This is a genomic window from Pseudacidovorax intermedius (genome assembly GCF_003350475.1).
GTDB classification, from domain to species: Bacteria; Pseudomonadota; Gammaproteobacteria; order Burkholderiales; family Burkholderiaceae_C; genus Xenophilus; species Xenophilus intermedius.
The window spans coordinates 169,160-195,575 of the sequence record NZ_QQAV01000004.1 but is presented as its reverse complement, the minus strand read 5'-3'; the positions used below and the strand labels follow the sequence as shown (position 1 = coordinate 195,575).

The window sequence follows — 26,416 nt, the reverse complement described above, 5'->3', positions numbered from 1 at the left end:
AAGAAACCCCATGCTCAAAGTCCTGCGGCCCACGCCTTCCCACTTCGGCATCTTCGTGACCGACCTGGAGAAGATGGTGGCGTTCTATACCGAGACCTTCGACCTCACGATCACCGATCGCGGCGTGGGCAGCACCTTCAAGAACGAGCTGGTGTTCACCAGCGCCAGCGAGGACCAGCACCACCAGCTGGTGCTGGCCTCGGGCCGACCCGCCGATGCGAGCTTCAGCACAGTGATGCAGATCTCCTTCGTCGTGCCCAGCATCCAGCATCTGCGCGAGGTGACGCAGCGCGCCCGGGAGCGCGGCGCCACCGAGGTGCGCGGCCTCAACCACGGCAACGCGCTGTCGATGTACATGCGCGACCCCGAAGGCAACACCGTCGAGGTGTACGTGGACATGCCCTTCTACGTGGCCCAGCCGCACGGCGACCCGCTCGACCTCGACAAGGACGACGAGACGCTGATGCGCGAGACCGAGGCCATCTGCCGCGCCGATCCCACCTTCATGCCGCTGGACCAGTGGCAGGCCCGGTTCCAGGCCAAGGCTCCTGTGGCGTCGGCATCGGCTGCCCGCGCGTGATCCACACGGTGCCGGCTTCGGCGCCGCATCTTCCCTGTCTACCTCTTTCCCACTCGAATGGAGCACCCATGAAACTGCTGTCCTTCCTCCACCAAGGCCGTGAAACCTGGGGCGCCGTCGTCGGCGACGGCGTCGTCGACCTCGGTCATGCCCGCCCGCATCAGCCCACGCTGCTCGACTACATCGCCTCGGGCGACTATCTGCAGGCGGCCCAGCATGTCGAAGGCCTGCCGGTGGTGGCCAAGCTGACCGACATCACCTACCTGCCGGTGATCACGCGGCCCGAGAAGATCGTCTGCGCCGTGCGCAACTACATGGACCACCACCAGGAAGTGCTGGCCGCCGGCATGCAGCGCGAGCTGTCGGAGATGCCGCCGATCTTCCTGCGCGTTTGGCGCTCGCAGACCGCGCACAACGCGCCCATCGTCAATCCGAAGGTGTCGGATTCGCTGGACTGGGAAGGCGAACTGGCCGTCATCATCGGCAAGGGCGGCCGCGACATCCCCAAGGACAAGGCCTACGAGCATGTGGCCGGCTACTCCTGCTACAACGATGGCAGCGTGCGCGAGTGGCAGTTCCATGCCAAGCAGATCGCCTCGGGCAAGAACTTCGAATCGACCGGCGGCTTCGGCCCCTGGATGGTGACGGCCGACGAGATCGCGCCCGGCCGCCAATTGAAGCTGGAGACCCGGCTGAACGGCCAGGTGGTGCAGTCCAGCCACACCGGCCACATGATCTTCGACATCCCCACGCTCATCAATTACGCCTCGACCATCTTCACCCTGAGCCCCGGCGACGTGATCGCCACCGGCACGCCGGCCGGCGTGGGCTGGAGCAAGAAGCCCTCGCAATTCATGAAGGCCGGCGACGTGTGCGAGGTGGAGATCGAAGGCATAGGCACCCTGCGCAACCCCATCGTCCAGCAGGCCTGAAGCCCTGCATCGGCGGGCGCTGACTGCGCCTGTCGATGCCCCTGAGTGCGGCGCATCCCGGCCGGGATGCGCGACACATCGCCCACCGGCAGCCCGGTGGTGCGAGCCATAAGAAATTCAACGGAGACAACCATCATGCGGCGTAGAGATGCTCTCGCTGCAGGCCTCGGCTTTGCCTGCAGCTTTCCCTTCACAGCCCGGGCGCAGGGCTATCCCGACAAGCCCATCCGCGTGCTGCAGGGCTTTGCGGCCGGCGGCAATGCGGACACCATCGCCCGCGTGGTCGGCACCGAGATGGGCAAGACCCTGGGCCAGCCCTTCGTGGTCGAGGCGCAGACCGGCGCCGGCGGCACCATCGCCTCGGGCACGGTGGCGCGGGCCAAGCCCGATGGCTACACGCTGCTGCTGGCCACTGGCGGCCATGCGGTGGCGGGGGCGCTCTACAACAAGCTCAGCTACCAGACGGTGGCGGACTTCGAGTGCATCTCCACCATCACCTTCTTCCCCTTCCTGCTCGTGGTGAAGGCGGACTCGCCCTACACCTCGCTGGCCGACCTGCTCAAGGCGGCCCGCGCGCCGGGCGCCCAGGTGTCGTACGGCACGGCCGGCATCGGCTCCACGCACCACCTGGCCGGCGAGCTGCTGGTGAAGATGTCGGGCGCACGCATGCTGCATGTGCCCTACCGCGGCGACGCGGCTTCGGTCACGGCGCTGCTGTCGGGCGAGGTGCCCTTCATCATCGCGCCGCCCACGGCCGTGATGGGCAACATCAAGGCTGGCAAGATGCGCGCCATTGCCACCACCGGGCCGCGGCGCTGGGGCCAGATGCCCGAGCTGCCGACGGTGGCCGAGCAGGGCGTGCCAGGCTACGAGGTCACGTCCTGGGCCGGCCTGATGGCGCCGGCGGGCACGTCCCGCGCCATCGTCGAGCCGCTCAACGCCGCGGTGCAGAAGGCATTGCAGCAACCGCAAGTGCGCAGCCGCCTCGAAGACATGGGCGGCGAGGCGCGCGGCAGCACGCCGGAAGAGATGGCGGCCATGGTCCAGAGCGAACTCAAGAAGTGGACCGTGGTGGTCAACGAGGCCCAGATTCCCAAACAATGAACGAGCGAGGTGCTCCCATGTCCCTGATCCAGATCCGCAAACGCAGCCTGACCGTCGAGACCATCTACCACGAGGGTGGCCCGGTGGCCGACCGGCCGCTCAAGCTGGCGGCCGCCTGCGCCGTCATCCGCAACCCGTATGCCGGCCGCTACGAGCCCGACCTGATGCCTTTCATGGCCGAGCTGCGCTCGCTGGGCACTTCGCTCGCGACGGAGCTGGTGGAGACGCTGGGCCGCGACCAGGTGGAGGTCTACAGCAAGGCCGCCATCGTGGGCGTCAACGGCGAGATGGAGCACGGCGCCGTCTGGCACGAAGCCGGTGGCTGGGCCATGCGCGCGGTGCTGGGCGAGCCCAAGGCCATCGTGCCGGCGGCCAAGGCCGTGGCTGCCACCGGTTACCGCCTGATGGTGCCGCTGCACTACATCCATGCCGCCTACGTGCGCAGCCACTTCAACAGCATGGAGGTCGGCATCCAGGACGCACCGCGCCCGGACGAGATCCTGTTCGCCCTGGTCATGGGCACCGGCGGCCGGGTGCATGCCCGGCTCGGCGGCCTGACCAAGGAACAGGTCTCGGTCCACGACGGCCAGCGTTGAGCGCAGTCCCAGCCCCAGGAGCAAGACCCACGATGGCGACGACGATGAAGGCGATCCAGCTGCGGGTGCCCGGTGGCCCCGAGGTGCTGGAGGAGGTGGATGTGCCCGTGCCCGCCTGCGGGCCGGGCCAGGTGCTGGTGCGCGCGCGCGCCATCGGCGCGGGCGGGCCGGACGTGCTCATCCGCAAGGGCATCTACAAGTGGATGCCGCCCATGCCGGCCATTCCCGGCAACGAGATGGCCGGCGTGATCGAGGCGGTGGGCGAGGGCGTGCCGGCGGACCGCGTCGGCCAGCGCGTGTTCGTCAGCGCACGCGAGCTGCCGCAGCGCGGCGGCTGCTATGCCGAGTACATCGCCGTGCCGGCCGAGGCGCCCTTCGTGCTGCCCGACGCGATCTCGGACACCGAGGCCGTGAGCCTGGGCAATGTCCAGCTCGCGCAGGCCATGCTGCTGGGCACGCAGGGCGGTGTGCCCGTGCGCTCGATCCTGGTGCCCGGCGCGGCGGGCGGCGTGGCCACCGCGCTCACGCAGCTGGCGGCGCACCATGGCATGACGGTGATCGGCACTGCCTCCACACCCGCCAAGCAGGCCCATGCGCTGGCCCATGGCGTGACCACCCTGGTGGACGGCGACCCGGAGGGCCTGGCCGAGCGCGTGATGGCCGCCACCGGCGGCCGCGGCGTGGACCTGGCCTTCGACCATGTGGGCGACCGCCTGCTCATCGCCTGCATCCGCGCGCTGGCGCCCATGGGCACCGCGATCTCGTACAACATCGCCGCCGGGCTGCCCTCCGAGGACGTCTTCCTGACCCTGCGCTCGCTGCTCAGCCGCAGCCTGGCGGTGCGCACCTTCTCCATCCACACCTTCGATGCCGACCGCAGGCAGCGACGCGCCTTGATGGAGACCGCCATCGGCCTGATGCGCGACGGAGCCGTCAAGGCTTCGCCGACGACGAGCTATCCGCTCGCGCAGGCGCGCGAGGTGCACGCGCTACTCGATGCGGGGGCGGTGCAGGGCAAGCTCGTGCTCGTGCCCTGAGAACCTGAGTGGCCATCTCCGCACGGCTGCGGCTGCGCGAATGAAGGGATCTTGGCGTTCGTGTCCTGGCTGCCATCAAGCGTTCGCCGGCACCCCTGGAGGTGGCGCACCGCTTGTTCTAATCCGTCGCAGGGATCACCCGCAATGCGGCGCACATGGATGGTGGAGACGGCGTTTGGAGAGAACGGCTGACCTGTTTCTGTTTCGACTGGCCAAACTGGCCTCGGTGAGCGGGCAGCCCCTGGTGCGGCTGTGCGAAGGCAAGTACGGCATCACCCGGCGCGAGTGGCGGCTGATCGTGGTCCTGAGCCAGGAGGGGCCACTGCTGTCCACCGCGCTGGCGCGGCGTGCCAGCGTCGAGCCCGCGCGCACGTCGCGCACCGTCACGCAGTTGGTGGCGCGCGGCCTGGCCGAACGGATTCCGCGTCCGAACGACCGGCGCTGCATCGAGGTCCACCTCACGCAGCGGGCGCGGGACATCTATGCGGACCTCTATCCGGTGGTTCAGGAGATTGAAGGCGCGCTGCTGGCAGGCCTTTCGGCGCAGGACCGTGCCGAGCTGGGGCGCCTGATGTCCATGCTGGAGTCCACCGCCGGCGCGCTGGTGCCGCCCGCGCAACTGCCGAAGGCGGATCGCCGCAAGTTCCATCGGAAGTAGGGCAAGGGCGTGCAAACCCTAGGAATGGTTCATTTTTGCAATCATCTTGTCGTGACCTAGATTCGCCCGGCGCACACGGTGTGCCTGGGCCAGGGCAGCATCGAAAGCGTTGAAAACTTTGCCTGTCGGTGAGACGGGTGTGGAGACGACGATGAAACGACAGACGACGAGGCAGGCATTGGGTGCCCTGTTGGCAGGGCTGTGCATGGCGGGCGGCGCTGCGATGGCGCAGACCTGGCCCACCAAGCCGGTGACGATCATGGTCGGCGTGCCGGCGGGGGGCGCGCTCGACCCCTTCGCCCGGGCGCTCGCCGATCAGCTCAACAAGACCACCGGCGGCACCTTCATCGTGGACAACCGGCCCGGCGCCAACGGCAACCTCAGTGCCGAGATGGCCTTGAAGGCCACCGACGGCAACACGCTGTGGATCGGCACGCAGTCCATGATGACCATCAACCCGGCTGCCTTTGCGCAGCTGCGGTGGAAGCCGTCCGATTTCGTCCCGGTCCTGAAGGCCGTCGAGGCACCGCTGGTACTGGTGACGAACCCCTCGGTCAAGGCGCAGAACTTCGCGGAGCTGGCGCAGTGGATCAAGGACCCGGCGAACAAGGCGGCCTATGCCTCGTTCAGCCCCGGCACGCCGTCGCACTTCCTGGGCTACCAACTCGACGAGAAGCTGAAGGCGAAGATGGTCCACATTCCGTACAAGGGTTCGGCGCCGCAGATCACCGACATCCTGGGCGGCCAGGTTCCGTTCGGTTTCACCCAACTGGCAGCGGCGACGCCGCAGATCAAGGAAGGCAAGCTGCGGGCCATTGCGGTGACCGGGCCGAAGCGCTCGCGCTACCTGCCCGACGTGCCGACGCTGCAGGAGGTCGGCCAGGGCGACCTGACGACGACGATCTGGTTCGGCGTGTTCGTGCCGCGCAGCACCGATCCGAAGCTCGTGGAGCAGATCCGCAGCGCCGTGATGAAGGCGCACAAGGAGCCGGCCTACCGCGCTCGCCTCGAGATGCTGAACTTCGACGTGCCCGACGTCTCGATCCCCGAATTCGAGAGCGAGATCGCCAGCGACACCGCCCGTTGGGCCGCGCTGGTCAAGGCGACCGGCTTCAAGGCAGCCGACTAGGACGGACGAGGTTCTTCCGTGGTTTGGCGCCCGGCGGGGCGCCATCTTTTTGCAGGGCCTGCGGCACCGCATTTGCCGGAAATCCGACATGGCGGATTCTCTTTGGACGCCGCAGAGATTGAACGACATGCGTGCCGATGCGCTGCTTGCGCCGGGCATCGGGCGCAAAGGGGCACTCCGGTTCGATGCGCGCAGACGTGATCATGCGCTCCCACTTCTGCGCATCCGCTGCCTGGAAGCGTGCCAGGACTTGCGGGGTCGTTGTCCGCGGTTCGATCCTTCATTTCCATCACCGCACCATGCGTTTGCAGTCCGACCCAGCTCCTGCTTCCCGCGCGCCCGCAACGTTCCCGCGGCCTGACGCCAGGGAGATCCTCGCCACCGGCTCCGGCTCCGGCGGGCCGGTAGTTAGCCAGGGCATTTGGCGTGTGATCAGTGGTTGGCTTGTCCCTTGCAGTGGACGCAAGGGAGCGGGTCAATCGGCAATTCCGTGCCGAGCGGCCACACCAGTTGTGGGTCAGCGACTTCACGTATGTCCCACCTGGCAAGGCTGTTGTACGTGGCCTTCGACATCCCGTCAGCCAAGGCCGAAGCAAACGACGACCGGCAACTCGCCTGTCAGGCCACCACCGTGGCGGGGTGACAGAAGCCAAACAGCCGCCACGGAAACCGGGCCGATTCAATTTCTTTGGGTGGCCTGCCCAGAGGGACTCGAACCCCCGACCTGCTGCTTAGAAGGCAGCTGCTCTATCCAGTTGAGCTATGGGCAGTGAGAAGGGCGTACAGGCCGGCACAAGGCCTGAAGCAGCGGCCGTCGAAGCGCTGTTTCGCCTGTCGGCGCGAAGCCGGTGATTCTAGTGGCAGGGCCGTTGCTCGAGAGGGCCTGCCATTGTCCATGTCGCTTTCCAGGCGTGGGTCACACCATGCGCACGGCGATCAGCACCACCAGACAGACGGCAAGCACGGCCAGGATGGTCTTGCCGATGCGGTCTGCCCTCCGCCGAGCCGCGTACTGCTTGTGGTCCATGACGCAAATGTCCTCTCGCGATGTGACAGGGGTCTGACGCCGGATGGGGCGCAGCGGGCGGGTTGACCGTCCAAGCCGCAAGGCAGGCGGCTGAAGCGATCTTTGTGCCAGCCGACGCCGGGCTCGTCCGCCCCCCGCGGGATTCGCCGGGAACACAACCGCCCCGGCAACCCGCGCGGATTCTAGTGACACAATTTGTCACGATCTCTAAGTTCTTCGTACCTCAAGGGTTTTGCGCGCACCCAGCCGTTGCGGCCGGGGCGGCCGTGCCACCCGGCGCAGTGCTTCCGCAAAAGCTAGGACGACAGGCGGGCGCTGCAGGTCCTCTTGCCGCATGAACAGCCCGAAGGAGGGCAGCGGTACGCGGGGCGTGACCTCCACGCGGTGCACGCCGCCACGCGCCAGTTCGTCGGTGGCGTGCTCGCGGCGAACAGCGCACAGCAGGGTGGGATCGGCTCGCAGCAGCGCCCCGATGGTCACGGAGGACATGACCTCGATCACGGGTGTCGGCGGCGCCGCGGCCTCGTTGAGAAAGGCGGTCATGAAGGCTTGACGCACCAGCGTGTCGCGCGGAGGCACCATCCATGGCGCATCCCGCAGGTCGGTCCAGTGCAGGCGTCCCTTATCGGGGCGAGGCGGGGCCCCCGCCGTCAGCACGTGCAGCTCGTCCTCCAGCATGAGCACGGGCTCCAGCCTCGGCATGATGTCGGCGGCCAACAGCTCGGGCGTGACTGCGCCGAACACACAGTCGAGTTCACCCGCCAGCAGCCGCTGGATCAGTTCGTGCACCCGTCCTTCGCGAATCTGCACGACGGTGCCAGGCACCTGACGGCGCAGCTCGGCCACCGCGGCGGGCACGGCGGCGGTCACCGACGGCGCGCCGACGCGCAGCAGAGCCACAGCGCCGCTTTTCAGGGCGGCCACCTCCTCGGTCGCGCGTTCCAGTTCATGGAGCACCGCCCGCGCGCGGTAGGCGGCGCTCGCGCCCAGCGCATTGGGCTGCATGCCCTGGTGGCTTCGCTCGAAGAGGCGAGCGTCGAAGCAGGCTTCGATCTCGCCCAGCATCTTGCTCAGCGCCGGCTGGCTCAGGTGCAGGCGGGCGGCCGCCCCGCGCATGGTGGCGGTCTCGCTCAGCGCGACCAGCAGTTCGAGGTGGCGCAGGCGCAGCTTGCGCACGAGGTGGTCGGTCCGGCTGTCCATGGGGGTGGTCGGCGATAGCGCCTGGTGATCACGACCTCACGATTATTGAATTTTCAAGAATGGCCGCCGCCGGTAACTTCGCGGTCCATGAGCTTCCAAGAGACCGATACAGTCCGCGCCGCCACGCCGCTCGATGGCGTGCGTGTGATCGACATGGGCCAGTACATCGCCGGACCCGGTGCCGCCATGGTGCTGGCGGAACTGGGCGCCCAGGTCATCAAGATCGAACCGCTGGCCGGCGACCAGGCGCGCCACATCGGGCGCTATGGCGAATCGATGCTGCGGGCCTACAGCCGCGGCAAGCAGTCCATCGCGCTGGACCTCAAGCGCGAGGAGGGCCGCGCCGTGGCCTGGCGGCTGATCGGCGCCAGCGACGTGCTGGTGCAGAACCTGCGCCCAGGCGCCGTGGAGGCGCTGGGCTTCGGCCCCGATGCGGTGCGCGCACGCCATCCGCGACTGGTGTACCTGTCGATTTCGGGCTTCGGCATGCAGGGCCCGTCGCGCGGACGGCCCGGCTACGACATCGCGGCCCAGGCGGAGAGCGGGCTGATGTCCGTCACCGGCGAGCCCGACCGGCTGCCGCAGAAGGTGGGCGCGCCCATCGTCGATGCGGCGGCGGCCCATCTGGGCGCGCAGGCGGTGCTGGCGGCGCTCTACGGCCGCGAGCGCAGCGGGCAGGGCGCCACGGTGCGCACCTCGCTGCTGGAAGTGGCGCTGCACCTGCAGGCCACCACCTGGAGCGACTACCTGGGCGGCGCGCCCGAGCCCACGCGCATCGGCGACGGCCAGCCCCACAACGCGCCGGCCGCCGAGGTGGTGCCCACGCGCGACGGCCACATCGTGCTCTCGGCCTATGCCGACGAGCACTGGGCGCGCTTCTGCCGCGTGGTGGGCCGCGAGGCGCTCGTCGACGACCCGCGCTTCTGCAGCAATGCGCAACGCGTGCGCCACCGCGATGAACTGCGCACTGTGCTGCGCGAGTGCCTCTCCGCCTTCAGCAGCGAGGAATGCGTGGCCCTGCTCAGTCGCAACCAGATCGTGGTGGGCGCTGTGCGCAGCTACAGCCAGGTGCTGCAGAGCGCCGATGTGCAGGCCAGCGGCATGCTGGTCGAAGCCGTCGCAGCCGACGGCAGCCGCTACACCACGCTGGCCCTGCCTTACACGCTGGACGACGCGCCGCGGGCCGCCCCGCCCGCGGCGCCGGCCGTGGGCGCCGACACCGATGCCGTGCTGGCCGACCTCGGCTTCTCGCCCGAGCAGATCGACGCCCTGCGCCGCGACGGCGTCGTCGGCGGATGCCGCAAGAACAACGAGACGGAGACGACCCGATGAGCCCTGACACCCACCTTGTCCGTCCGGACGCCGCCGAGCAGGCGGTGATCCAGACCCTGCCGCTGTTCGAGATGATGCGCATGCGTGCCGCGACCACCGCCCGGCGCCATCCGCAACAGGGATTCGCCGCACCCGAGCGCGATTCGCACTGGCGCTGGGTCAACCAGTTCACCCACACCCACCGCCGGCTTGGCCCGCAGGACAAGGAGGTGGTCAGCCCCAACAACGACACCGTCTACAGCAATGCCTGGCTCGACCTGTCCGAGGGGCCGGTGCTGATCGAGTCGCCGGACATGGGCGATCGCTACTGGACGCTGGGCCTGCTCGATGCCTGGACCAATCCCTTCGCTTACGTGGGCCGCCGCACCACCGGCAACCGGCCGCAGCGCACGCTGGTCCATGGTCCGGGCTGGCAGGGCAGGGTGCCGCCGGAGGTGACGCAGGTCATCGCCGCGCCGGGCCACGACGTCTGGCTCATCGGCCGCATCCTGGTGGAGGACGACGGGCCGGACGCGCAGCAGGTGCGGCGCCTGCAGGCTGCGCTGCGCATGCAGCGGCTGGACGGCAGCGACGCCGCGATGCGGGTCGATACAGGCATCGACGGCCGCGACACCCGCGTGCCCGACGCCGCCACCTACCGGCGCGTGGTGGATGCCGCGCTGGCCGGCAACCCGCCACCCGGGGGCGAGGCGCTGGCTTGGCCGCTGGCGCCCGAGGCCCTGGCCGCCGCGCTGCCGGTGGTGTACGCGCACCTGCGCACCGCTGGCCAGCCGCACGACCTGGGCGGTGGCTGGGCCATCCCGGTGATGGTGCGCACGCACTGGGGCGACGACTGGCTCACCCGCGCCCGCATCGCGCGCAACTTCATCGGCGCGCTGGGCATGGACGAGGCGATGTACCCCACTGCCGAGGTGGACGCCGACGGCGCCGTGCTCGACGGCGCCAAGCGCTACGAACTGCGCTTCGCCCCCGGCCGCGGGCCGCAGGTGGGCGCCTTCTGGTCGCTCACGATGTATCGCCGCAGCGACTGCCTCTTCGTGGCCAACCCCATCGACCGCTATTCCATCGGCGACCGCACGCCGGGCCTGGTGCATGGACCCGACGGCAGTCTGGCGATCCGCCTGCAGGCCGAGGACCCCGGCCCGGGGTTCAATTGGCTGCCAGCACCGCCGGGCGAGCCCTTCTACGTGGTGCTGCGCCTCTACCAGCCGCAGGAGGCGCACCTGGCGCTGCGCTTCGACTACCCGCCGATCCGGCGGCTCTGAGCAAGCCACTCGACGACAAAGCAAGAACGGAGACAAAGACATGACCAAGACCCTTGCCCGCCGCCATTTCCTGGCCACGGCCGCTGCCGGCCTCGCACTGCCCTGGCCCATCGGCGCCGCCGCGGCCGACGCGTGGCCAGGCCGTGCCATCCGCCTTGTCTCGCCGTACGGCGCGGGCGGTTCGAACGACATCCTCACGCGCGTGCTGGGCGACTTTCTCGGCCGCCGCCTCGGCCAGAGCGTGGTGGTCGAGAACAAGGCCGGCGCCGGCACTCGCATCGCCAACGACTACGTGGCCAAGGCCGCGCCCGACGGCTACACGCTGCTGCACGCCGCCGCGCCCATCGCCATCGGCGAGGCGCTCTACAAGGACCTGCCCTACGACGTGCACAAGAGCTTCGCCGCCATCGGCAGCACGGCCATCGCGCCCCTCTTCCTGGTGGTGAATGCGCAGGCGCCGTACAAGACGCTGGCGGAATTCGTGCAGTACGCCAAGTCGAACCCCAAGGGCGCGACCTTCGGCTCACCGGGGGCGGGCTCGGCGCCGCACCTGACGGCCGAACTGCTGCTGCGCGCCGCCGGCGCCAAGGGCATCGTGGTGCAGTACCGCGGCGATGCGCCGGCCTACACCGAGCTGCTGGCCGGGCGCATCGATGCGACGCTCACCGCCATTTCCACGGCGGTGCCGCACATCCAGGCCGGCAAGCTGCGTGTGCTGGGCGTGGCCAACGAGATGCGCACGCCGCTCTACCCCGACGCGCCCACGCTGCGCGAGCAGGGCCTGGCGCAGGTGGTGGGCTATGGCTGGTACGGCCTGCTGGCGCCGGCCGGCACACCGGCACCGGTGGTCGAGCGGCTCAATGCCGAGATCAATGCCGCCATCGCCGACACCGAGGTGCGGCGCAAGGCCGAGGCCGCGGGGCTGGAACTGCGCGGCGGCACGGCCGAGGCCTTCAGCACCTTCATCGGCACCGAGACGCGCAAGTGGGCGCAGATCATCAAGGCCGCCAACATCACGGCCGAATCATGAGCCACGTCATCAACGGGGCGGGGCCGCTGGCCCGCGTGCTGCGCCTGGCGGCCCTGTTGGCTGCAGCGGGCCTGGTGGCATGTGCCGCGCCCACAGCCGGTTCCGATGCCGACAGCCTCCGGCGTCAGACCGCCTTCGGCCCCATCGTCGGCCGCGACGAGGCGGCCACCACCGGCACCTGGCGCTGGTCGGGCGTTCCTTATGCCCGAGCGCCGGTAGGCCCGCTGCGCTGGCGCGCCCCGCAGGACCCCGAGCCGTGGACCGTCGCCCGCGACGCCACGCGCTTCGGTCCGGCCTGCGTGCAGACCCAGCGTCTGTATGGGCCGGGCTTGAACAACCGCTACGACGAGACCGTCGGCACTGCGCTCGGCCGAACCGTGGGTTCGGAAGACTGCCTCTACCTCAACATCTGGACGCCGGCCTCGCGTCCCGCCGCGCCGCGGCCGGTGATCGTCTTCGTCCATGGCGGCAGCAACATCAGCGGCTACACCGCCGACCCGGTCTACGACGGCGCCGCGCTGGCGCGCTCGCAGGACGCCGTGGTCGTCAGCGTCAACTACCGGCTCGGCATCTTCGGCTTCCTCGATGCGGCGCCGCTCAAGACCGGCCAGCGCGAGGAGGACTCGGGCAACTTCGCCCTGCTGGATATCAGCCGTGCGCTGGAGTTCGTGGCCGGGAACATCGCGGCCTTCGGCGGCGATCCAGGCCGCGTGACGCTCATGGGCCAATCCGCGGGTGCGGTCAACGTCGATGCGCTGCTGGTGTCGCCGATGCTGGTGGCGCGCGAGCGGCCGGTGTTCCACCGCGTGGCCGCGCTGAGCGGCGGGCTGTCCACGGCGGCGACGCTGCCGCGGGGTGCCATCGCCGGAGTGCTTCCGAGGTCCGTCTGGGCCACCCGCGGAGAGGCCCTGCTGCTCGAAAGCCTGATCGCAGGCGGTCATGCGGCGAACGAAGCGCAGGCCCGTCAGCTCGCACGCGACGCCGCTCCGGCCCAGCTGGCAGCCTGGCTGCGCGCCATGCCGGCCGACACGCTGCTCGATCTGGTCCGCACGCGACTCGCCGCCCGCGGCATGGCTGCCTCCAATCCCATTCCCGACGGCTGGGTGCTGCCCCCGGACCCGATCGCCGCGGTGCGCGCCGGCCGCTATGTGAAGGTGCCCGTGCTGGCCGGCCATGCGCGCGACGAGACCAAGCTCTTTCCCCAGCTCTTCGCGCTGCGGCCGGACCTGGGTGGCACCAGCGGCCGGCTGCTGGACGATGCGGCCGTCTTTGCGCTGGCCCACCGCTACGACCCCGACGGGCCGCCGCAGACCCGCATCGAGCAATGGATCCCGCCCGCGTACCTGCCCACCGATGCGCCGCGCACCGGCTTCGACGCCCGCGCGGCCGAGCTCGACCGCCTGTGGTTCACGGCCATCCGTGACGACATGATGAATGCGCTGCACAGCCGACAGCGCGAGCTCTGGGCCTACGAGTTCGAATGGGACGAGCTGCCCGCGCCCTTCGACCGTATCTTCGGTGCGGCCCATGCCTTCGACCTGCCCTTCGTCTTCGGCAATTTCGGCCCCTCGCTCTTTGCCAACATCTCATTCAGCCGGGCCAATGCGCCGGGGCGGCTGGCGCTGTCGCAGGCCATGATGGCCAGCCTGGGCGCCTTCGCGCGCAGCGGCAATCCCAACGATCCGTCATTGGGACGGGAATGGCCGCAGTGGCCGGGGCGGCTGGTCTTCGACGCCACGGCGATGGACAAGGCCATCGGCGTGCGATGAGCGTCTGCCGTCGGCGCAACGCGCCGCGGCGCGTGCACGTCAGCCGAGCGGCCTGTAGACCTGGAAGCCCAGCCCCGTCGAGCGCACCGTGGTCTCGCCCTCGGTCAGGACCACGGTGCCGATGCAGCCGTTGTCGGCCGCCTCGCGGCTGAATTCGGCGATGGTGCGCAGTCGCGCGGCGGGGGCGCCGGCCTGGCTGATCGCGGCTTCGAGTTCGGCGGCACCGCGCGCTGCAATCGCACGGGCCAGCGCCGCTTTGAGCGCGGCAGGGTCGAGCGCCCGCACGAAGCTCACGGGGCCGCCCGCGTCCAGCGGCTGCGCGAACACGGCGGGATCGCTGGCCAGATGGCCCAGGCCCAACACCTGCAGCACGGCCAGCAACTGGCGCGGCGTGTTCGCGCCGATGGCGAGCCATCCGTCCTCGGCCTGGAAGAAGTCGGCCGCCGGACTGCCCGAGTAGCCCTGGTTGCCCACGCGCGGCGGCACGCTGCCCGTGGTGAGCGCGTCGCAGGCCAGCGGATACATGAGCTGCAGTGCCGCGCCGGCCATGGAGACATCGACCAGCGCGCCGCGGCCGCTGCGCTCGCGCTCGCGCAGCGCGCTCAGGATGGCCAGTGCGGCCAGCAGGCCGGTCGCCGAGTCGACGACGGGAAAGCCGGTCTTGACGGGCGGATCGCCCTCGGCGCCGGCCATCCAGGCCATGCCGCTTGCCGCCTGGATGACGTGGTCGTAGGCCGGGCGGGCGCGCCATTCCTCCGCCCCCCGGCCGTAGCCGGAGATGGTGCAGTACAGCAGCCCCGGATGCCGCGCCTGCAGCGCCGCATAGCCCAGGCCGAAGCCTTCGAGCACGCCGGGCCGCAGGTTGTCGACCACCACGTCGCTGGCCAGCGCCAGCGCCTCGGCCTGATGCCGACCTTCCTCGCTGCGCAGGTCCAGCCGAAGGTGGTGCTTGCCGGCGTTGAGGGCCAGGAACTTGTCGCCGCCCTGGCCGGCCCGGCGCATCACGTCGCCGTCCAGGCTCTCGACCTTGGTGACCTGGGCGCCCAGGCGTGCCAGCAGGAAGGTGGCGAAGGGGCCGGCGATCACATGCGAGAAGTCCAGGACGCGCACGCCGACGAGCGGCGCGAAGTCGGTCACAGGCGCGAGCGGGGCGGGGGAGGGCATGGCGGCGGTGCTCATGGAAGGCTGATGCGATTGCGGGCGATGAGCGTGCGGTAGCGCGTGGTCTCTTGGGCGATGAAGCGGCTGAATTCGGAGGGCGATTCGGACACGTTGGGCACCGTGCCGTCGCGTGCATAGGCGGCGCGCAGGCCGGGGTCCTGCATGGCCGTGCGCACCGCGCCGAACAGGCGCTGCACCAGCGCATCGGGCAGCCCCGGCGGACCCCAGATGCCCGACCACGACACCAGGTCCAGGTCCTGCCGCCGCAGCGCCTCGTTGAGCGTGGGCACCTGCGGCAGGGCCGGATCGCGCTCGCCGGCCGTGACGGCCAGTGCGCGCAGCTTGCCGTCACGCACCTGGGGCAGGGCGGTGGAGATGACGGGGAAGGCGAACTGCGCATCGCCGCGGATCAGCGCCAGGCCGATCTCCACCGAGCCGCGGTAGGGGACATGGGTGGCCTGCACGTCGGCCGCCGACAGAAAGGCCGCCGCGAACAGATGGGCCGCGCTGCCGATGCCGCCCGAGGCGTAGTTCAGCCGGCCGGGATCGCGCCGTGCGGCCTCCAGCAGGTCGTCCACGCTGCGCAGCGGCGAATCGGCGCCCACCACCAGCAGGCAGCCGCTGGTGCCGGTACGGCAGATGTGGCTGAAGGCCTGCGGGTCGAACTTGACCGAGGGCTGCAGCAGCTTTTGCGTGACGTGGGTGGAGCTGCCCAGCAGCAGGGTGTAGCCATCGGGCGGTTGCTGGTTCACGTATTCGGCCGCCAGGATGCCGCCAGCGCCTACCTTGTTCTCCAGCACCATCGCCTGGCCGAGTTGCTTGCCCAGCACGGGGCCGAGCAGGCGGGCCTGGATGTCGGGGCCACCGCCCGCGGCGTAGGGCACGATCAGCCGCACGGGCCGTTCGGGGTAGCGCGCCGTGGCCTCGGGCGCGGCCGCCAGGGCGCCGCGACCGGCGGCCAGGCCCAGGGCGCCGAGCAGCAGCCCGCGCCGACGCAGGGTCGTCTCGTTCATTGCCGTTGTCTCCGTCGTTCGATACGCCGATTCTGGAATCGCGGGCCATGCCAGACAATTATTGGTTTCGAAACGAGCCATCACGGAGCGATATGGCCAAGTCCGAATCCGACGTTGGGCTGCTTGCACGCGCGGAGCAGCGCCGTGCCCGGCGCATGGACCGCCTGCGCGTGCGGCATCTGCGGCTGCTGCACTGGGTGGCCGAGACTGGCTCGCTCAGCGCCGCCGCCGAGCGCCTGCAGGTGAGCCAGCCCGGCGCCACCAAGATGCTCCAGGAGATCGAGGCCGCGCTGGGCGTGGGCCTGATCGAGCGCAGCGCCCGCGGCGCCCGCCTGAGCCCCGCCGGCCGCGTGGCGCTGGACCGGCTGCGTGTGGCGCTCGGCGCGCTCGATGCCGCCGCGGGTGCGGATGCGGCCCTGGCGATGCCGGTGCTGCGCATGGGCATCCTGCCGCTGGTCGCCGTGGCCGTGCTGCCGGCCATCACCGCGGCCATCGATGCAGCCGGGCAACTGCCCCGGCTGGTGTTGCGCGAGGCCAATGTGGACCAGCTCATGCGCCTGCTGCGCGACGGCGAGGTCGACTGCGTGATCGGCCGCCTCGAAGCCGGCGAGGATGCCACGGGCGACCTGCAGATCGAGCGCCTGTGGGAGGAACGCATGGCCGTCGCGGCCGCGCCCGGCCATCCGCTGGTCGGCCGCCGGCGGCACACCCTGGCGACGCTGCAGGCCGAGCGCTGGATCCTGCCGCCGCCGGCCACCAACACGCGGCGCAACGTCGAGCGCTGGTTCCTGGAGAGTGGCCTGCAGCCGCCGGCGGCGGCGGTGGAATCGACCTCCTTCCACACCAGCCTGGCGCTGGCCGGCGCCGGCCGGCTGCTGGCCGCGGCGCCGCAGACGGCCGTCGAACACTACCAGGCACGCGGCGTGGTGAAGGCGCTGCTGCTGCAGCGGCCCCTGCCGTCGGGCCCCATGTTCTTCATCACCCGCGCCGAACTGGCGTCACTGCCACAGGTCGTCCAATGGCGCGCCGCGTTGGTCGGCCATGTCCGGCAGGCGGCGGCGGGCGCATAAGCGACGATGCGCGCTCCGTTTTTTTGACCTTTCCCGGGGCGACATCGCTTGGACTCCCTCACCCAGATCGTTCTCGGCGCCTCGGTCGCCGCCGTGGCCGTGCCGGCCCGCGACCGGCGCGTGGCCCTCGTCGCCGGTGCCGTGCTCGGCACGCTGCCCGACCTCGACGGTCTGCCGCTGGCCTGGATGGGCGTCGATGCCGTGACCAACGTCACCTGGCATCGCGGCCCTTCGCATTCGCTGCCGGTGCTGCTGGTGGCGGGCTGGCTGATGTGGCTTCTGGCGCGGCGCTGGAGCACGCGCGTGCGGGCGGCGCCCCGCGCGTGGCTTATCGCCATCTGGCTGGCGCTGATCACGCATCCGCTGCTGGACGCCTTCACCGTCTATGGCACGCAACTGTGGTGGCCCTCGCCGACGCCGCCTGTGATGGGCGGCAGCGTGTTCATCATCGATCCGCTCTACACGCTGCCCTTGCTCGTCGCCGTGATCGTGGCCGCAGTGGCGGGACCTCGCGCACGCGGCCGGCGATGGCTGTCTGGCGCACTGGTGCTCAGCAGCCTGTACCTGGGCTGGAGCCTCGTCGCGCAGCAGCGGGTGGACCACATCGCGGCACGCGCGCTGGCGGCGCAGGGTCTGCAGGACGCGCCACGGCTGGTCGTGGCGTCGCCGCTCAACACGCTGTTGTGGCGCGTGGTGGTCATGACGCCGGATGGCTTCCTGGAGGGCGAGCGTTCGCTGGTGGCCGACAGCGGCCCTATGCGCTTCACGCACCATGCCAGCGAGGTGCAGGCGCTGCAGGCCTTGTCGCAGGAGCGCGCCGTGGCCCGGCTGCGCTGGTTCACCCATGGCTTCATGAAGGCCGCGCGGGACGGAGATGACCTGGTCGTGTCGGACCTGCGCATGGGCGCGGAACCCGACTACAGCTTCAATTACCGCGTGGCGCGTTGGGGCGACGGGACGTGGCGGCCGGTGCCCGTGGCATTGCAGGGCGGCATCCGGAATGCGAGGGGCATGCTGGGACGCACCTGGCAGCGCATCTGGGCGTCGCCAGGCTGACCCATGTGGGCGGCGCGTCCGCCCGTTGACGGGCGTCGCCCCCGCTCAGCTCAGGCGCGGGACCGGGCGGACCGGCCGCGCGTCTGTGGTGCGCCGACAGCGGAGGTCCAGGGTGACAGCACCGCCGTGATGCATTCGGCGAATGCCGTGAGCAGGTCGCTTTCCTCCCGGCCCGCCTTGGTGATCTCGAAGAAGTCGACGGGCACCACCGGTTGCCGCAGTGCATGCAGCGCGACGCGATAGCGCGCCGCGGCGCCAGCCACGAAGGAGGGCAGCACGGCCGCCCCGCGGCCCGCCTCGACCATCGCCAGCAGCGTGTGCAGGTGATTGAAGCTCTGCACGAATTGGCCGGGATCGCCGCTGTCGCGCAGAGAGGCCTCCACCTGCTGCTGGATGGGGTTGGTGGGCGGCAAGCCCAGCAGCCCGTGACGAGGAACTTCCTTCCAGCGCAAGGGGGCCGCTTCCGCCGGTGACTCGTCCGCCGGCAGGATCAGCAGCAGCTGCGCATCGAGCAGCTTGCGTCGGCGCACCGCCCGCGAGGTGGTGAGGAAGGCGCCAAAGCCGGCATCGAGCACCCCGCTCTGCACCCGTTCGTAGATCAGCGCGCGGTCCAGGTCCTGCACCTCCACCTCGACGTTCGGATGCGCCTGCGCGAAGACCGCGCAGGCCTGGGGCAGGACCGACGAGGCAATGACCGGCGTGGCACCCACCGACAGCCGACGCTTCTGCGTGGCCGTGATGCGGCCCAGCGATGCAGCGGCATCGTCCAGCTCCCTCAGCACGCGCGTGGCCGTGGGCAGGAAGGCCATGCCCTGGGCCGTGAGGGCCACGCTGCGCGTGGTGCGCTCGAAGAGGCGGCAGTCCAGCTGGGCCTCCAGCTCACGGAGCATCGCGCTCAGCCCCGGCTGGGTGACGTGCAACTGCTCGGCCGCGCGGGTGAAGCTCTGCACCCGCGCGGCGGCCACGAATGCCCGCAACTGCCGAGCCGAAAGGTTCATGGCCCGACGTTTTCTTGATAAAGATCAGTCATCAATTGATTTTATTTCTGACTTTTACTTTGCTGGCCATGCCGCTTCCAATCGGGATTCGGACCGGCGGGATGTGCCGGTCGCCCCTTCAGGAGACAGACCCATGACTTCCCTTGTGCGCCGCGCCCTCGCGGCCTCGCTGATGGCCTTGCCCGTTGTGCCGGCGCTGGCCCAGGCTCCCTATCCCTCCCGCGCCATCACCATCGTCGTGCCTTTCCCGGCGGGCGGTCCCACCGACGCCAGTGCCCGGGTGTACGGCAAGGCGCTGGGCGAGACGCTGGGCCAGCCGGTGGTCATCGACAACCGTGCGGGCGCCGCCGGCACCGTCGGCAGCGCCTTCGTCGCGCGGGCGCCTGCCGACGGCTACACGCTGCTGTGGGGCGGCACCAGCACGCTTGCCGTGGCGCCGGGCCTCTACAAGAACCTGCGCTACGACGCCCAGTCCTTCGTGCCCATCGGCATGGCCCTGCGCGGCCCGATGATGTTGGCGGCTTCACCGGCCAGCGGCATCGCCTCGCTGGCCGACCTGCCCCGCAAGGCGCGCGACGGGCGCCTGACCGTGGGCACGGCCGGCACGGGATCCATCGGTCACCTATCGACCGAGCTGTACGCCGACGTCGCCGGCATCAAGCTGACCCACGTGCCTTACCGCGGTGGCAGCCCGGCGATCACCGATGCCATCGGCGGACAGGTCGACCTGGTGTTCGACACCGCGGCTGCATTGCAGCCCTTCGTCAAGACGGGAAAGCTGCGCGCCCTCGGCGTGGGCGGCACCCAGCCCTACGCGCCGCTGCCGCAGACGCCGACGCTGCAGTCCGCCCTCGGCAAGCCGTATGAGGCCTACTCCTGGTTCGGCCTGGTGGCGCCCAAGGAAACGCCGCCTGCCGTGCTGGAGACGCTGCGCAAGGCCATGGCGCAGGTATCGCGCACGGCCGAGATCCGGCAGGTACTGAGCGATCAGGGCGTGGAACCCGGCGTGGATGGGCCCGAGGCCTTCGGCCAGGTCATCGCCACCGATGCCGCGAAGTGGGCGCGCATCATCCAGCAGGCCGGTGTGACGGGAGAGTGAGCGATGCCTGACCCGATCCTCATCGCCGGCGCCGGCCTCGGCGGCCTGACCGCTGCGCTGGCGCTTCTGCGTCGCGGCCACGCCGTGCGCGTCTTCGAGCAGGCCGCGCAGCTTGGCGAGGTGGGCGCGGGCCTGCAGCTGAGCGCCAACGCCACCCGCGCGTTGCATCTGCTGGGCCTGGCCGAGCCGCTGGCCCACGTCGCGGCAGAGCCGATGGGCAAGGAGATCCGGCTGTGGAGCACCGGCCAGACCTGGAAGCTCTTCGACCTGGGCGATGCGTCGGTGGCGGAATACGGGCATCCCTACTACACGCTCTACCGGCCCGACCTGCATCGGGTGCTGGTGGAGGCGATCCGCGCCCTTGCGCCAGATGCGTTGTGCCTGGGCGCGCGTTGCGAGCGCTTTGCCCAGACAGCCGACGGCGTGACGCTCACGCTGGCCGATGGCTCGGAGCACCGCGGGCGTGTGTTGATCGGCGCCGACGGCGTGCACTCGGCCGTGCGCCGCCAGCTCTTTGGCGATGGGCCCGCCGTCTATTCGGGCTGCATGGCCTGGCGCGGCGTGATCCCGATCGGCCGCCTGCCGGTCGAACTGGTGCGCCCGGTCGGTACCAACTGGGTCGGGCCCGGGCGCCATGTCATCCACTACCCCCTGCGCGGGGGCCAGCTGATGAACTTCGTCGGCATCGTCGAGACCGACCGCTGGGTGGCCGAGTCGTGGACGCAGCGCGGCACGCACGCCGAATGCCATGCCGACTTCGAGGGCTGGCATGACGACGTGCATGCGCTGATCCGCCACATCGACGTGCCGTACCGCTGGGCGCTGATGGCGCGGCCCGCCCTTGCGCGCTGGACGCAGGACAGGGTGACGCTGCTGGGCGATGCCGCGCATCCCACGCTGCCCTTTCTGGCGCAGGGCGCCGCCATGGCCATCGAGGACGGCTTCGTGCTGGGTCGTGCACTGGCCGAAATCGACGACGCGCCTGAGGCGCTGCGTCGCTACGAAGCCGCACGCCACGACCGGACGACCCGCATCGTGGAGAAGTCGACCGAGAACGGACGCCGCTTCCACAACCCCGAACTGGCCAGTGCTTCGGGCGCGGCCGCCTATGTGGACCGCGAATGGCGGCCGGAGCGTGTGCACGAGCGCTACCACTGGCTGTTCGAGTACCGGGTGGACGAGGTCGTGCTCTAGCCGCGGGCGGCGGAGTGGGCGAGGCACCGCCATGCAGAATGCCCACCGTGTACCTGCTCAAGACCTTCGCACTCTTCGTGCTCACGGCCCTGGCCGAGATCGTGGGTTGTTATCTGCCCTGGCTGTGGCTGCGTCAGGGCCGCTCGGCCTGGCTGCTGCTGCCAGCGGCCGCCAGCCTGGCGCTGTTCGCCTGGTTGCTGACGCTGCATCCCACCGGCAGTGGCCGCGTGTATGCGGCCTATGGGGGCGTGTATGTGGGCGTGGCGATCCTGTGGCTGTGGCGGGTGGACGGCGTGACGCCCACCGCCTATGACCTGGTCGGCGTCGCGCTGTGCCTGGCCGGCATGGCGGTGATCATGCTCGGCCCGCGCGCCTGAGTGCTTCGGCCGCCACGCTGGGCGGCACCGCGACCGGCATGTCCAGCAGCATCTGCGCCATGCCCTTGCCCAGCGGGTCCATGCGCATGGACGAAGGGCCGCCGCCGTCGAGGGCATCGTGGATCAGCAGGTTCATCGCATCCGTGCCGGGCAGGTGGTAGCGCGTGACGTGCCCGGCGGGCAGGTGCCTGAACCAGGCCTCCACCACTGCCGGCTGCAGCGCGTGCCACAGCAGCGGCAGCCACTGCGGCCGGCGCGCCACCACGCCGATGTTGGACAGGTTGCCCTTGTCGCCGCTGCGCGCCCAGGCCAGGTCGATCAGGCGCACGGTCTCGGTGGCGGGTTCGTCAGGGCGCCAGGCGGGTGGGTCGGGCAGGGCCGGCACGGGCGAGGCCTGCGCGCCGGCAGGGACGGCCACCGCATGACGCACGCCATTGAGCACGAAGCCCGGCTGCACCGCGCGCTTGTCCAGCAGGAAGGCGAAGGGCTTGACCAGCGGCGACACCGCCGGTCGCCCGCCACCGGGGCTGGTGGTGCCCGGCGACCATGACGTGCCGGAAGGCGCGATCTCGCGCGCGAACATGGCCAGTGCCGCCTTCTGCGGATGGTTGGCCACCACGCGCATCATCACCTCGCGCGCCTGGCGGGTGCGGGCGTGCGGGCCGTAGAGCGTCTCGGCGCCGATGACTTCGATGTAGGTGGAGGTGAAGGGCGGCAGGCCCTGCGCCTGCAGGATCTCGCCGGTGCGCTCGAGGATGGCCTCGGCCGTGCGCCGCGCCTTCTTCTCGGCGTCGATGCCGATGATCACCATGCTGCCCGCGCAGCGGAAGCCGTCCAGCTGCGTGGCCGACACCTTGTAATGGGGCGTCGGCGCGCGGCCTTTGGCCGGGCTCACGTGCACGCGGTTCTCGCCCTGCTGGGTGACGCGCACTTCGCGGAAGTCGCAACTCACCTCGGGCAGCAGGTAGGCGCCCGGGTCACCGATCTCGTAGAGCAGCTGTTCCACCACGCCTGCGCGGATCACCTTGCCGCCGGTGCCCTCCGGCTTGGTGACGACGAAGCTGCCGTCGGCATGGCATTCCACGATCGGGTAGCCGATGTGGGCCCAGTCCGGGATGTCCTCCCAGTCGGTGTGCAGGCCGCCGGTGGCCTGGCAGCCGCATTCGATGATGTGGCCGGCCAGGCTGCCCGACGCGAGCAGGTCGTGCTGAGTGGCCGTCCAGCCGAACTCGTGCATCAGCGGGCCCAGCGTGACGGCGCTGTCCACGCAGCGGCCGGTGATGACCACCTCGGCACCGGCGGCCAGCGCGGCGGCGATGGGCGCGGCGCCCAGGTAGGCGTTGGCGCTCAGCACCTTCTCGGGCAGGGCCTCGCCGGTGAACATGTCGCGCACGCCGTCGGCGCGCAGGCCGGGCATCAGGCTGCTCACGTCATCGCCCTCGATCACGGCGATGCGCAGTGCGATGCCCTGCGCCTCGGCCACGGCCTTGAGCGCGGCGGCGCAGCCGTGCGGGTTGATGCCGCCCGCATTGCTGACCACCTTGATGCCCTGGCGCTTGACCTCGGCCAGCACGGGCTTCATGGCGATGTCGACGAAGTCGGTGGCGTAACCCAGTTCGGGGTTCTTGGCCCGGGCCGCGGCCAGGATGGCCATGGTGGTCTCGGCCAGGTAGTCGAAGACCAGGTAGTCGAGCCGGCCGCCCTTCACGAGCTGCGGCGCGGCCACCATGCTGTCGCCCCAGAAGCCCGAGGCGCCGCCGATGCGGACCGTGCGGGAGGCGTTGTTCGGCGTGTCTGTCATGCGCGTTTCCTTGGATGAGACCAGCTTAGCGAGACGGGTGGCACGGGGCTTGCGCCAACTCGCTGATGTCGGTGCGCACCGATCTGCGGCCTAGGCCGACTCGTCCTCGCGCAGCGCCGCCTTGTGGATTTTGCCGGCCGGCGTGAGCGGCAGTGCCTCGCGCAGCACCACCTGGCGCGGCATCTTGTAGTCGGCGATGCGGCCCTCGCAGTGCGCGAGCACCTGTTCGGCGGTGAGCGTGCTGCCAGGCTTGGGCACGACGAAGTAGCGTCCCACCTCGCCGAGCACCGGGTCGGGCACGCCCACGCCGGCCACCATCAGCACTGCGGGATGGGTGGCGATGAGGGCTTCCACCTCCGCCGGGTAGACATTGAAGCCACCCTGGATGTACATGTCCTTCATGCGGCCACGCAAGGTGATGAAACCGCGCGCGTCCACCTCGCCCAGGTCGCCGGTGCGCAGCCAGCCGTCCTCGAAGCCGCCCTGGCCGGCCGCGGCGCCGATGTAGCCGCGGACCACGCCGCCGCCGCGGAACTGCAGCTCGCCGATCTCGCCAGTGGGCACGGTGCGGCCGTCGGGCGCGCACACACGCACCTCGACACCTTCGAGCGGCGTGCCGATGCTGCGCATCAGGTCCTCGTCCGTGCCGTGCCAGGGCGTCATCACCAGCGCGCCCGAGGCTTCGGAGAGCCCGTAGAGGTTCATCACGGTGGCGGCCGGCATGCGCTGGCGCAGCTGCGACAGCAGCGTGGCATCGGCATTGGAGCCGCCGGTGATGATCAGCCGCACCGACGCCAGGTCGACCTCGGCCGACTCCGGGTGGGTGAGCAGCAGCGTCATCATGGTCGGCACGCCCACCAGGATGGCCGGTGGATGCCGGCGGATCATGTCCAGCACGGTCTTGGCCTTGAACACCGGCACCAGCTCGCAGCTGCCGCCTGCCAGCATCTGGGCCAGGATGCCGCAGGTGATGCCGCCGACGTGGTTGAAGGGGTTGGCCAGCTGCATCAGCTCGCCCGGCTGCACGCGGGTGTGACGGGCTTGGGCGGCCGCCGAGGCGAGCAGGCTGCGGTGGGTGAGCGCACAGCCCTTGGGCCTGCCGGTGGTGCCCGAGGTGTAGATCACCATCGCCAGGTCGTCGGGCTGCACGGCCGCCGTGGTGGCCTGGAGCGCATCCTCGTCGATGCGGGCGCCGGCCATCGTCGCGAAGGCCTGGCCATCAATGGCGAGCACGCGGCGCAGCGAAGGCAGCGCGGGCGCCATCGCCTCGATGGCAGCCTCGAAGTCGAAGCCGTCGATGCAGCGCGTGGTGAACACGGCCCGTGCCTCGCTGTCCGCGAGCATGAAGCCGATCTCCGCTTCGCGGTAGCGCGGGCTCAGTGCCACGACGGCGACGCCGATGCGCGTCGCGGCAAAGAAGAGCTGCAGCCATTCGATCCGGTTGACGCACAGCACGGCGATGCGGTCGCCGCGCACCAGGCCCATGTGCAGCAGCGCGCTGGCGAGCCGCTGGCTTGCGGCATCCAGGTCGGCAAAGCCGAAGCGGCGCTCGCCATCGATGTAGGCCGTCACCTGGTGATGGCGCAGGGCTGCGTGGTGCAGGGCCGCCGGCAGCAGCAGGACCGGCGGGACGAGGGTATCGGCAGGGGGCAGAGCGGCCATGGAAAGCGAAGAAGAATGCGGCAACGCGGAACCCGTCAGCCTAGGCGGCGGCGGCCTGGCTGGCTTGCGTGAACTCGCTGCCGGCAGCCAGTTCGCACAAGACTGGGATCTCCGCTGCCGGTAGCCTTGCAGCAGCATCAGGAGACCTCGATGGACCTGCTCGAAGCGCCGCCGCTTCCCTTCCATTTCACGCCGGAGCACGAGCAGTTCCGCGCGAGCCTGCGCGACTTCATCGCCCGCGAGATCACGCCCCATGTGCACGAGTGGGACGAGGCCGAGACCTTTCCGCGTACGCTTTACGCGCGCATGGCGGAGCTGGGCGTGCAGGGCCTGGGCTACCCCGAGGCCTATGGCGGCACGCCCGCGGACCTGTTCTACCAACTGGTCGTGGCCGAGGAATTCGCGCGCTGCGGCAGCGGCGGCGTGCAGGCTTCGCTCCTGTCGCACAGCATCGCGCTGCCGCCGGTGCTCAAGGCCGGGAGCGAGGCGCTGCGCCAGCGGGTGATTCCACCGGTGCTGGCGGGGCAGAAGATCGCGGCCCTGGCCATCACCGAGCCCTCGGGCGGCTCCGACGTGGCCAGCCTGCGCACGACGGCCGTGCGGGACGGCGACCACTACATCGTCAACGGCGAGAAGACCTTCATCACCTCCGGCGTGCGCGCCGACTTCATCACCACGGCCGTGCGCACCGACCCGGCGGCCAAGGGCGCGGGCGGCATCTCGCTGCTGGTGATCGACGGCGACACGCCCGGCCTGACCCGGACGCCGCTCAAGAAGATGGGCTGGTGGAGCTCCGACACCGCACACCTGCGCTTCGACCAGTGCCGGGTGCCCGTCGCGCATCTCGTCGGCGAAGAGAACCACGGCTTCAAGCTGGTGATGAACAACTTCAACAGCGAGCGCCTGCTGATGGCCGCGCTGGCCTGCGGTTATGCCGAGGTCTGTCTGAACGAGGCACTGGACTGGACAGGCCAGCGCAGCGTGGGCGGCAGCCTGCTGTCCGACCGGCAAGTGGTGCGTCACAAGCTGATGGACATGGTCATGCGCATCGACGCGACCCGCGCGCTGCTCCATGACCTGGCCTACCGCATCGAGCACCGGCTGGCGCAGCCGGCGCAACTGGTGGCGCGCGTGTGCCTGGCCAAGGTGCAGGCCACGCAGACCATGCAGTTCTGTGCCGATCAGGCCGTGCAGCTGCTGGGCGGCATGGGCTTCATGCGCGGCACGAAGAGCGAGCGCATCTACCGCGAGGTCAAGGTCATGATGATCGGCGGAGGCGCCGAGGAAGTGATGAAGGACCTGGCTGCGCGGCAGCTGGGCATCTGA

At 70.3% G+C, this 26,416-nt stretch carries 24 protein-coding genes and 1 tRNA gene; 17 read left to right on the top strand and 8 right to left on the bottom strand.

The genetic code is table 11. The annotated features are described in order from the left end of the window. The first annotated feature begins 10 nt into the window (after positions 1–10). From DFR41_RS12980 to DFR41_RS12950, 7 genes are all read left to right on the top strand, one after another. Positions 11–580: a VOC family protein gene (locus DFR41_RS12980; RefSeq protein WP_017762361.1), complete on the top strand. Its 570-nt coding sequence runs from the start codon at positions 11–13 to the stop codon at positions 578–580. A gap of 68 nt (positions 581–648) precedes the next feature. Next, the gene (locus tag DFR41_RS12975) at positions 649–1,512 is read left to right on the top strand and encodes a fumarylacetoacetate hydrolase family protein (protein ID WP_017762360.1); all 864 of its coding nucleotides are present in this window, start codon (positions 649–651) and stop codon (positions 1,510–1,512) included. 135 nt (positions 1,513–1,647) lie between these two features. Continuing rightward, positions 1,648–2,616, top strand: coding sequence for a tripartite tricarboxylate transporter substrate binding protein (locus DFR41_RS12970; RefSeq protein ID WP_017762359.1), 969 nt, complete (start codon positions 1,648–1,650; stop codon positions 2,614–2,616). A 17-nt stretch (positions 2,617–2,633) separates the two neighbouring features. Next, the gene (locus DFR41_RS12965; protein WP_017762358.1) at positions 2,634–3,212 is read left to right on the top strand and encodes an amino acid synthesis family protein; all 579 of its coding nucleotides are present in this window, start codon (positions 2,634–2,636) and stop codon (positions 3,210–3,212) included. A 44-nt stretch (positions 3,213–3,256) separates the two neighbouring features. Next, positions 3,257–4,249, top strand: a complete 993-nt coding sequence (locus tag DFR41_RS12960) for a zinc-dependent alcohol dehydrogenase family protein (RefSeq protein ID WP_017762357.1) — start codon at positions 3,257–3,259, stop codon at positions 4,247–4,249. Positions 4,250–4,475: 226 nt separating this feature from the next. After that, positions 4,476–4,907: a MarR family transcriptional regulator gene (locus DFR41_RS27695; protein WP_170159364.1), complete on the top strand. Its 432-nt coding sequence runs from the start codon at positions 4,476–4,478 to the stop codon at positions 4,905–4,907. 151 nt (positions 4,908–5,058) lie between these two features. Then, the gene (locus tag DFR41_RS12950; RefSeq protein ID WP_081682190.1) at positions 5,059–6,036 is read left to right on the top strand and encodes a Bug family tripartite tricarboxylate transporter substrate binding protein; all 978 of its coding nucleotides are present in this window, start codon (positions 5,059–5,061) and stop codon (positions 6,034–6,036) included. Here DFR41_RS12950 and DFR41_RS12945 read toward each other — a convergent pair. The 3 genes from DFR41_RS12945 to DFR41_RS12935 all read right to left on the bottom strand — a co-directional run bounded on the left by DFR41_RS12945 (position 6,020) and on the right by DFR41_RS12935 (position 8,263). Continuing rightward, positions 6,020–6,241, bottom strand: coding sequence for a hypothetical protein (locus tag DFR41_RS12945; protein ID WP_114802969.1), 222 nt, complete (start codon positions 6,239–6,241; stop codon positions 6,020–6,022). The genes DFR41_RS12950 and DFR41_RS12945 overlap by 17 nt on opposite strands. Positions 6,242–6,729: 488 nt before the next feature. Continuing rightward, positions 6,730–6,806: transfer RNA gene (locus DFR41_RS12940), tRNA-Arg, on the bottom strand. A gap of 464 nt (positions 6,807–7,270) precedes the next feature. Further along, on the bottom strand, positions 7,271–8,263 hold the full coding sequence (locus DFR41_RS12935) for a LysR family transcriptional regulator (RefSeq protein ID WP_114802968.1): 993 nt from the start codon (positions 8,261–8,263) through the stop codon (positions 7,271–7,273). Between the two features lie 87 nt (positions 8,264–8,350). Between DFR41_RS12935 and DFR41_RS12930 the strand changes: the two genes are divergently transcribed. The 4 genes from DFR41_RS12930 to DFR41_RS12915 are packed head-to-tail and all read left to right on the top strand — an operon-like array spanning position 8,351 to position 13,659. Then, a complete protein-coding gene (locus DFR41_RS12930; protein WP_114802967.1) occupies positions 8,351–9,595 on the top strand; it encodes a CaiB/BaiF CoA transferase family protein in 1,245 nt (414 codons plus the stop codon). Next, entirely contained in the window at positions 9,592–10,860 is a 1,269-nt protein-coding gene (locus DFR41_RS12925; protein WP_114802966.1) for a DUF1254 domain-containing protein, read from the top strand. The genes DFR41_RS12930 and DFR41_RS12925 overlap by 4 nt, the downstream gene beginning before the upstream one ends. Positions 10,861–10,900: 40 nt before the next feature. Then, positions 10,901–11,890, top strand: a complete 990-nt coding sequence (locus DFR41_RS12920; protein WP_017759489.1) for a Bug family tripartite tricarboxylate transporter substrate binding protein — start codon at positions 10,901–10,903, stop codon at positions 11,888–11,890. After that, entirely contained in the window at positions 11,887–13,659 is a 1,773-nt protein-coding gene (locus DFR41_RS12915) for a carboxylesterase/lipase family protein (protein WP_017759488.1), read from the top strand. Before DFR41_RS12920 ends, DFR41_RS12915 begins: the two co-directional genes overlap by 4 nt. A 39-nt stretch (positions 13,660–13,698) precedes the next feature. Here DFR41_RS12915 and DFR41_RS12910 read toward each other — a convergent pair whose 3' ends face one another. After that, positions 13,699–14,838, bottom strand: a complete 1,140-nt coding sequence (locus DFR41_RS12910) for a CoA transferase (RefSeq protein WP_017759487.1) — start codon at positions 14,836–14,838, stop codon at positions 13,699–13,701. Then, complete coding sequence (locus tag DFR41_RS12905; protein ID WP_114802965.1) at positions 14,835–15,833, bottom strand: tripartite tricarboxylate transporter substrate-binding protein; 999 nt, start codon at positions 15,831–15,833, stop codon at positions 14,835–14,837. The genes DFR41_RS12910 and DFR41_RS12905 overlap by 4 nt, the downstream gene beginning before the upstream one ends. Positions 15,834–15,925: 92 nt before the next feature. Between DFR41_RS12905 and DFR41_RS12900 the strand changes: the two genes are divergently transcribed. Next, on the top strand, positions 15,926–16,903 hold the full coding sequence (locus DFR41_RS12900; RefSeq protein WP_114802964.1) for a LysR substrate-binding domain-containing protein: 978 nt from the start codon (positions 15,926–15,928) through the stop codon (positions 16,901–16,903). Between the two features lie 48 nt (positions 16,904–16,951). After that, positions 16,952–17,959 (top strand): metal-dependent hydrolase, encoded by a 1,008-nt coding sequence (locus tag DFR41_RS12895; protein WP_114802963.1) that lies wholly within the window; start codon positions 16,952–16,954, stop codon positions 17,957–17,959. 50 nt (positions 17,960–18,009) lie between these two features. Here DFR41_RS12895 and DFR41_RS12890 read toward each other — a convergent pair whose 3' ends face one another. Continuing rightward, the gene (locus DFR41_RS12890) at positions 18,010–18,957 is read right to left on the bottom strand and encodes a LysR family transcriptional regulator (protein WP_114802962.1); all 948 of its coding nucleotides are present in this window, start codon (positions 18,955–18,957) and stop codon (positions 18,010–18,012) included. Positions 18,958–19,090: 133 nt separating this feature from the next. On the opposite strand from DFR41_RS12890, the gene DFR41_RS12885 reads away from it, so the two are divergent. The 3 genes from DFR41_RS12885 to DFR41_RS12875 are packed head-to-tail and all read left to right on the top strand — an operon-like array spanning position 19,091 to position 21,627. Then, positions 19,091–20,056 (top strand): Bug family tripartite tricarboxylate transporter substrate binding protein, encoded by a 966-nt coding sequence (locus DFR41_RS12885; RefSeq protein ID WP_017761659.1) that lies wholly within the window; start codon positions 19,091–19,093, stop codon positions 20,054–20,056. A gap of 3 nt (positions 20,057–20,059) precedes the next feature. Further along, positions 20,060–21,250 (top strand): FAD-dependent monooxygenase, encoded by a 1,191-nt coding sequence (locus tag DFR41_RS12880; RefSeq protein ID WP_114802960.1) that lies wholly within the window; start codon positions 20,060–20,062, stop codon positions 21,248–21,250. Between the two features lie 38 nt (positions 21,251–21,288). Beyond that, positions 21,289–21,627: a YnfA family protein gene (locus tag DFR41_RS12875; protein WP_114802959.1), complete on the top strand. Its 339-nt coding sequence runs from the start codon at positions 21,289–21,291 to the stop codon at positions 21,625–21,627. On the opposite strand, the gene DFR41_RS12870 is transcribed toward DFR41_RS12875, so the two are convergent. Together DFR41_RS12870 and DFR41_RS12865 are read right to left on the bottom strand one after the other, a co-directional pair. After that, positions 21,605–23,428 (bottom strand): acyclic terpene utilization AtuA family protein, encoded by a 1,824-nt coding sequence (locus DFR41_RS12870; protein ID WP_114802958.1) that lies wholly within the window; start codon positions 23,426–23,428, stop codon positions 21,605–21,607. The two genes, DFR41_RS12875 and DFR41_RS12870, sit on opposite strands and share 23 nt — an antisense overlap. Before the next feature lie 90 nt (positions 23,429–23,518). Continuing rightward, on the bottom strand, positions 23,519–25,090 hold the full coding sequence (locus DFR41_RS12865; protein ID WP_114802957.1) for an AMP-binding protein: 1,572 nt from the start codon (positions 25,088–25,090) through the stop codon (positions 23,519–23,521). Positions 25,091–25,240: 150 nt separating this feature from the next. Here DFR41_RS12865 and DFR41_RS12860 point away from each other — a divergent pair, with 150 nt between their 5' ends. Then, positions 25,241–26,416: an acyl-CoA dehydrogenase family protein gene (locus DFR41_RS12860; RefSeq protein ID WP_114802956.1), complete on the top strand. Its 1,176-nt coding sequence runs from the start codon at positions 25,241–25,243 to the stop codon at positions 26,414–26,416.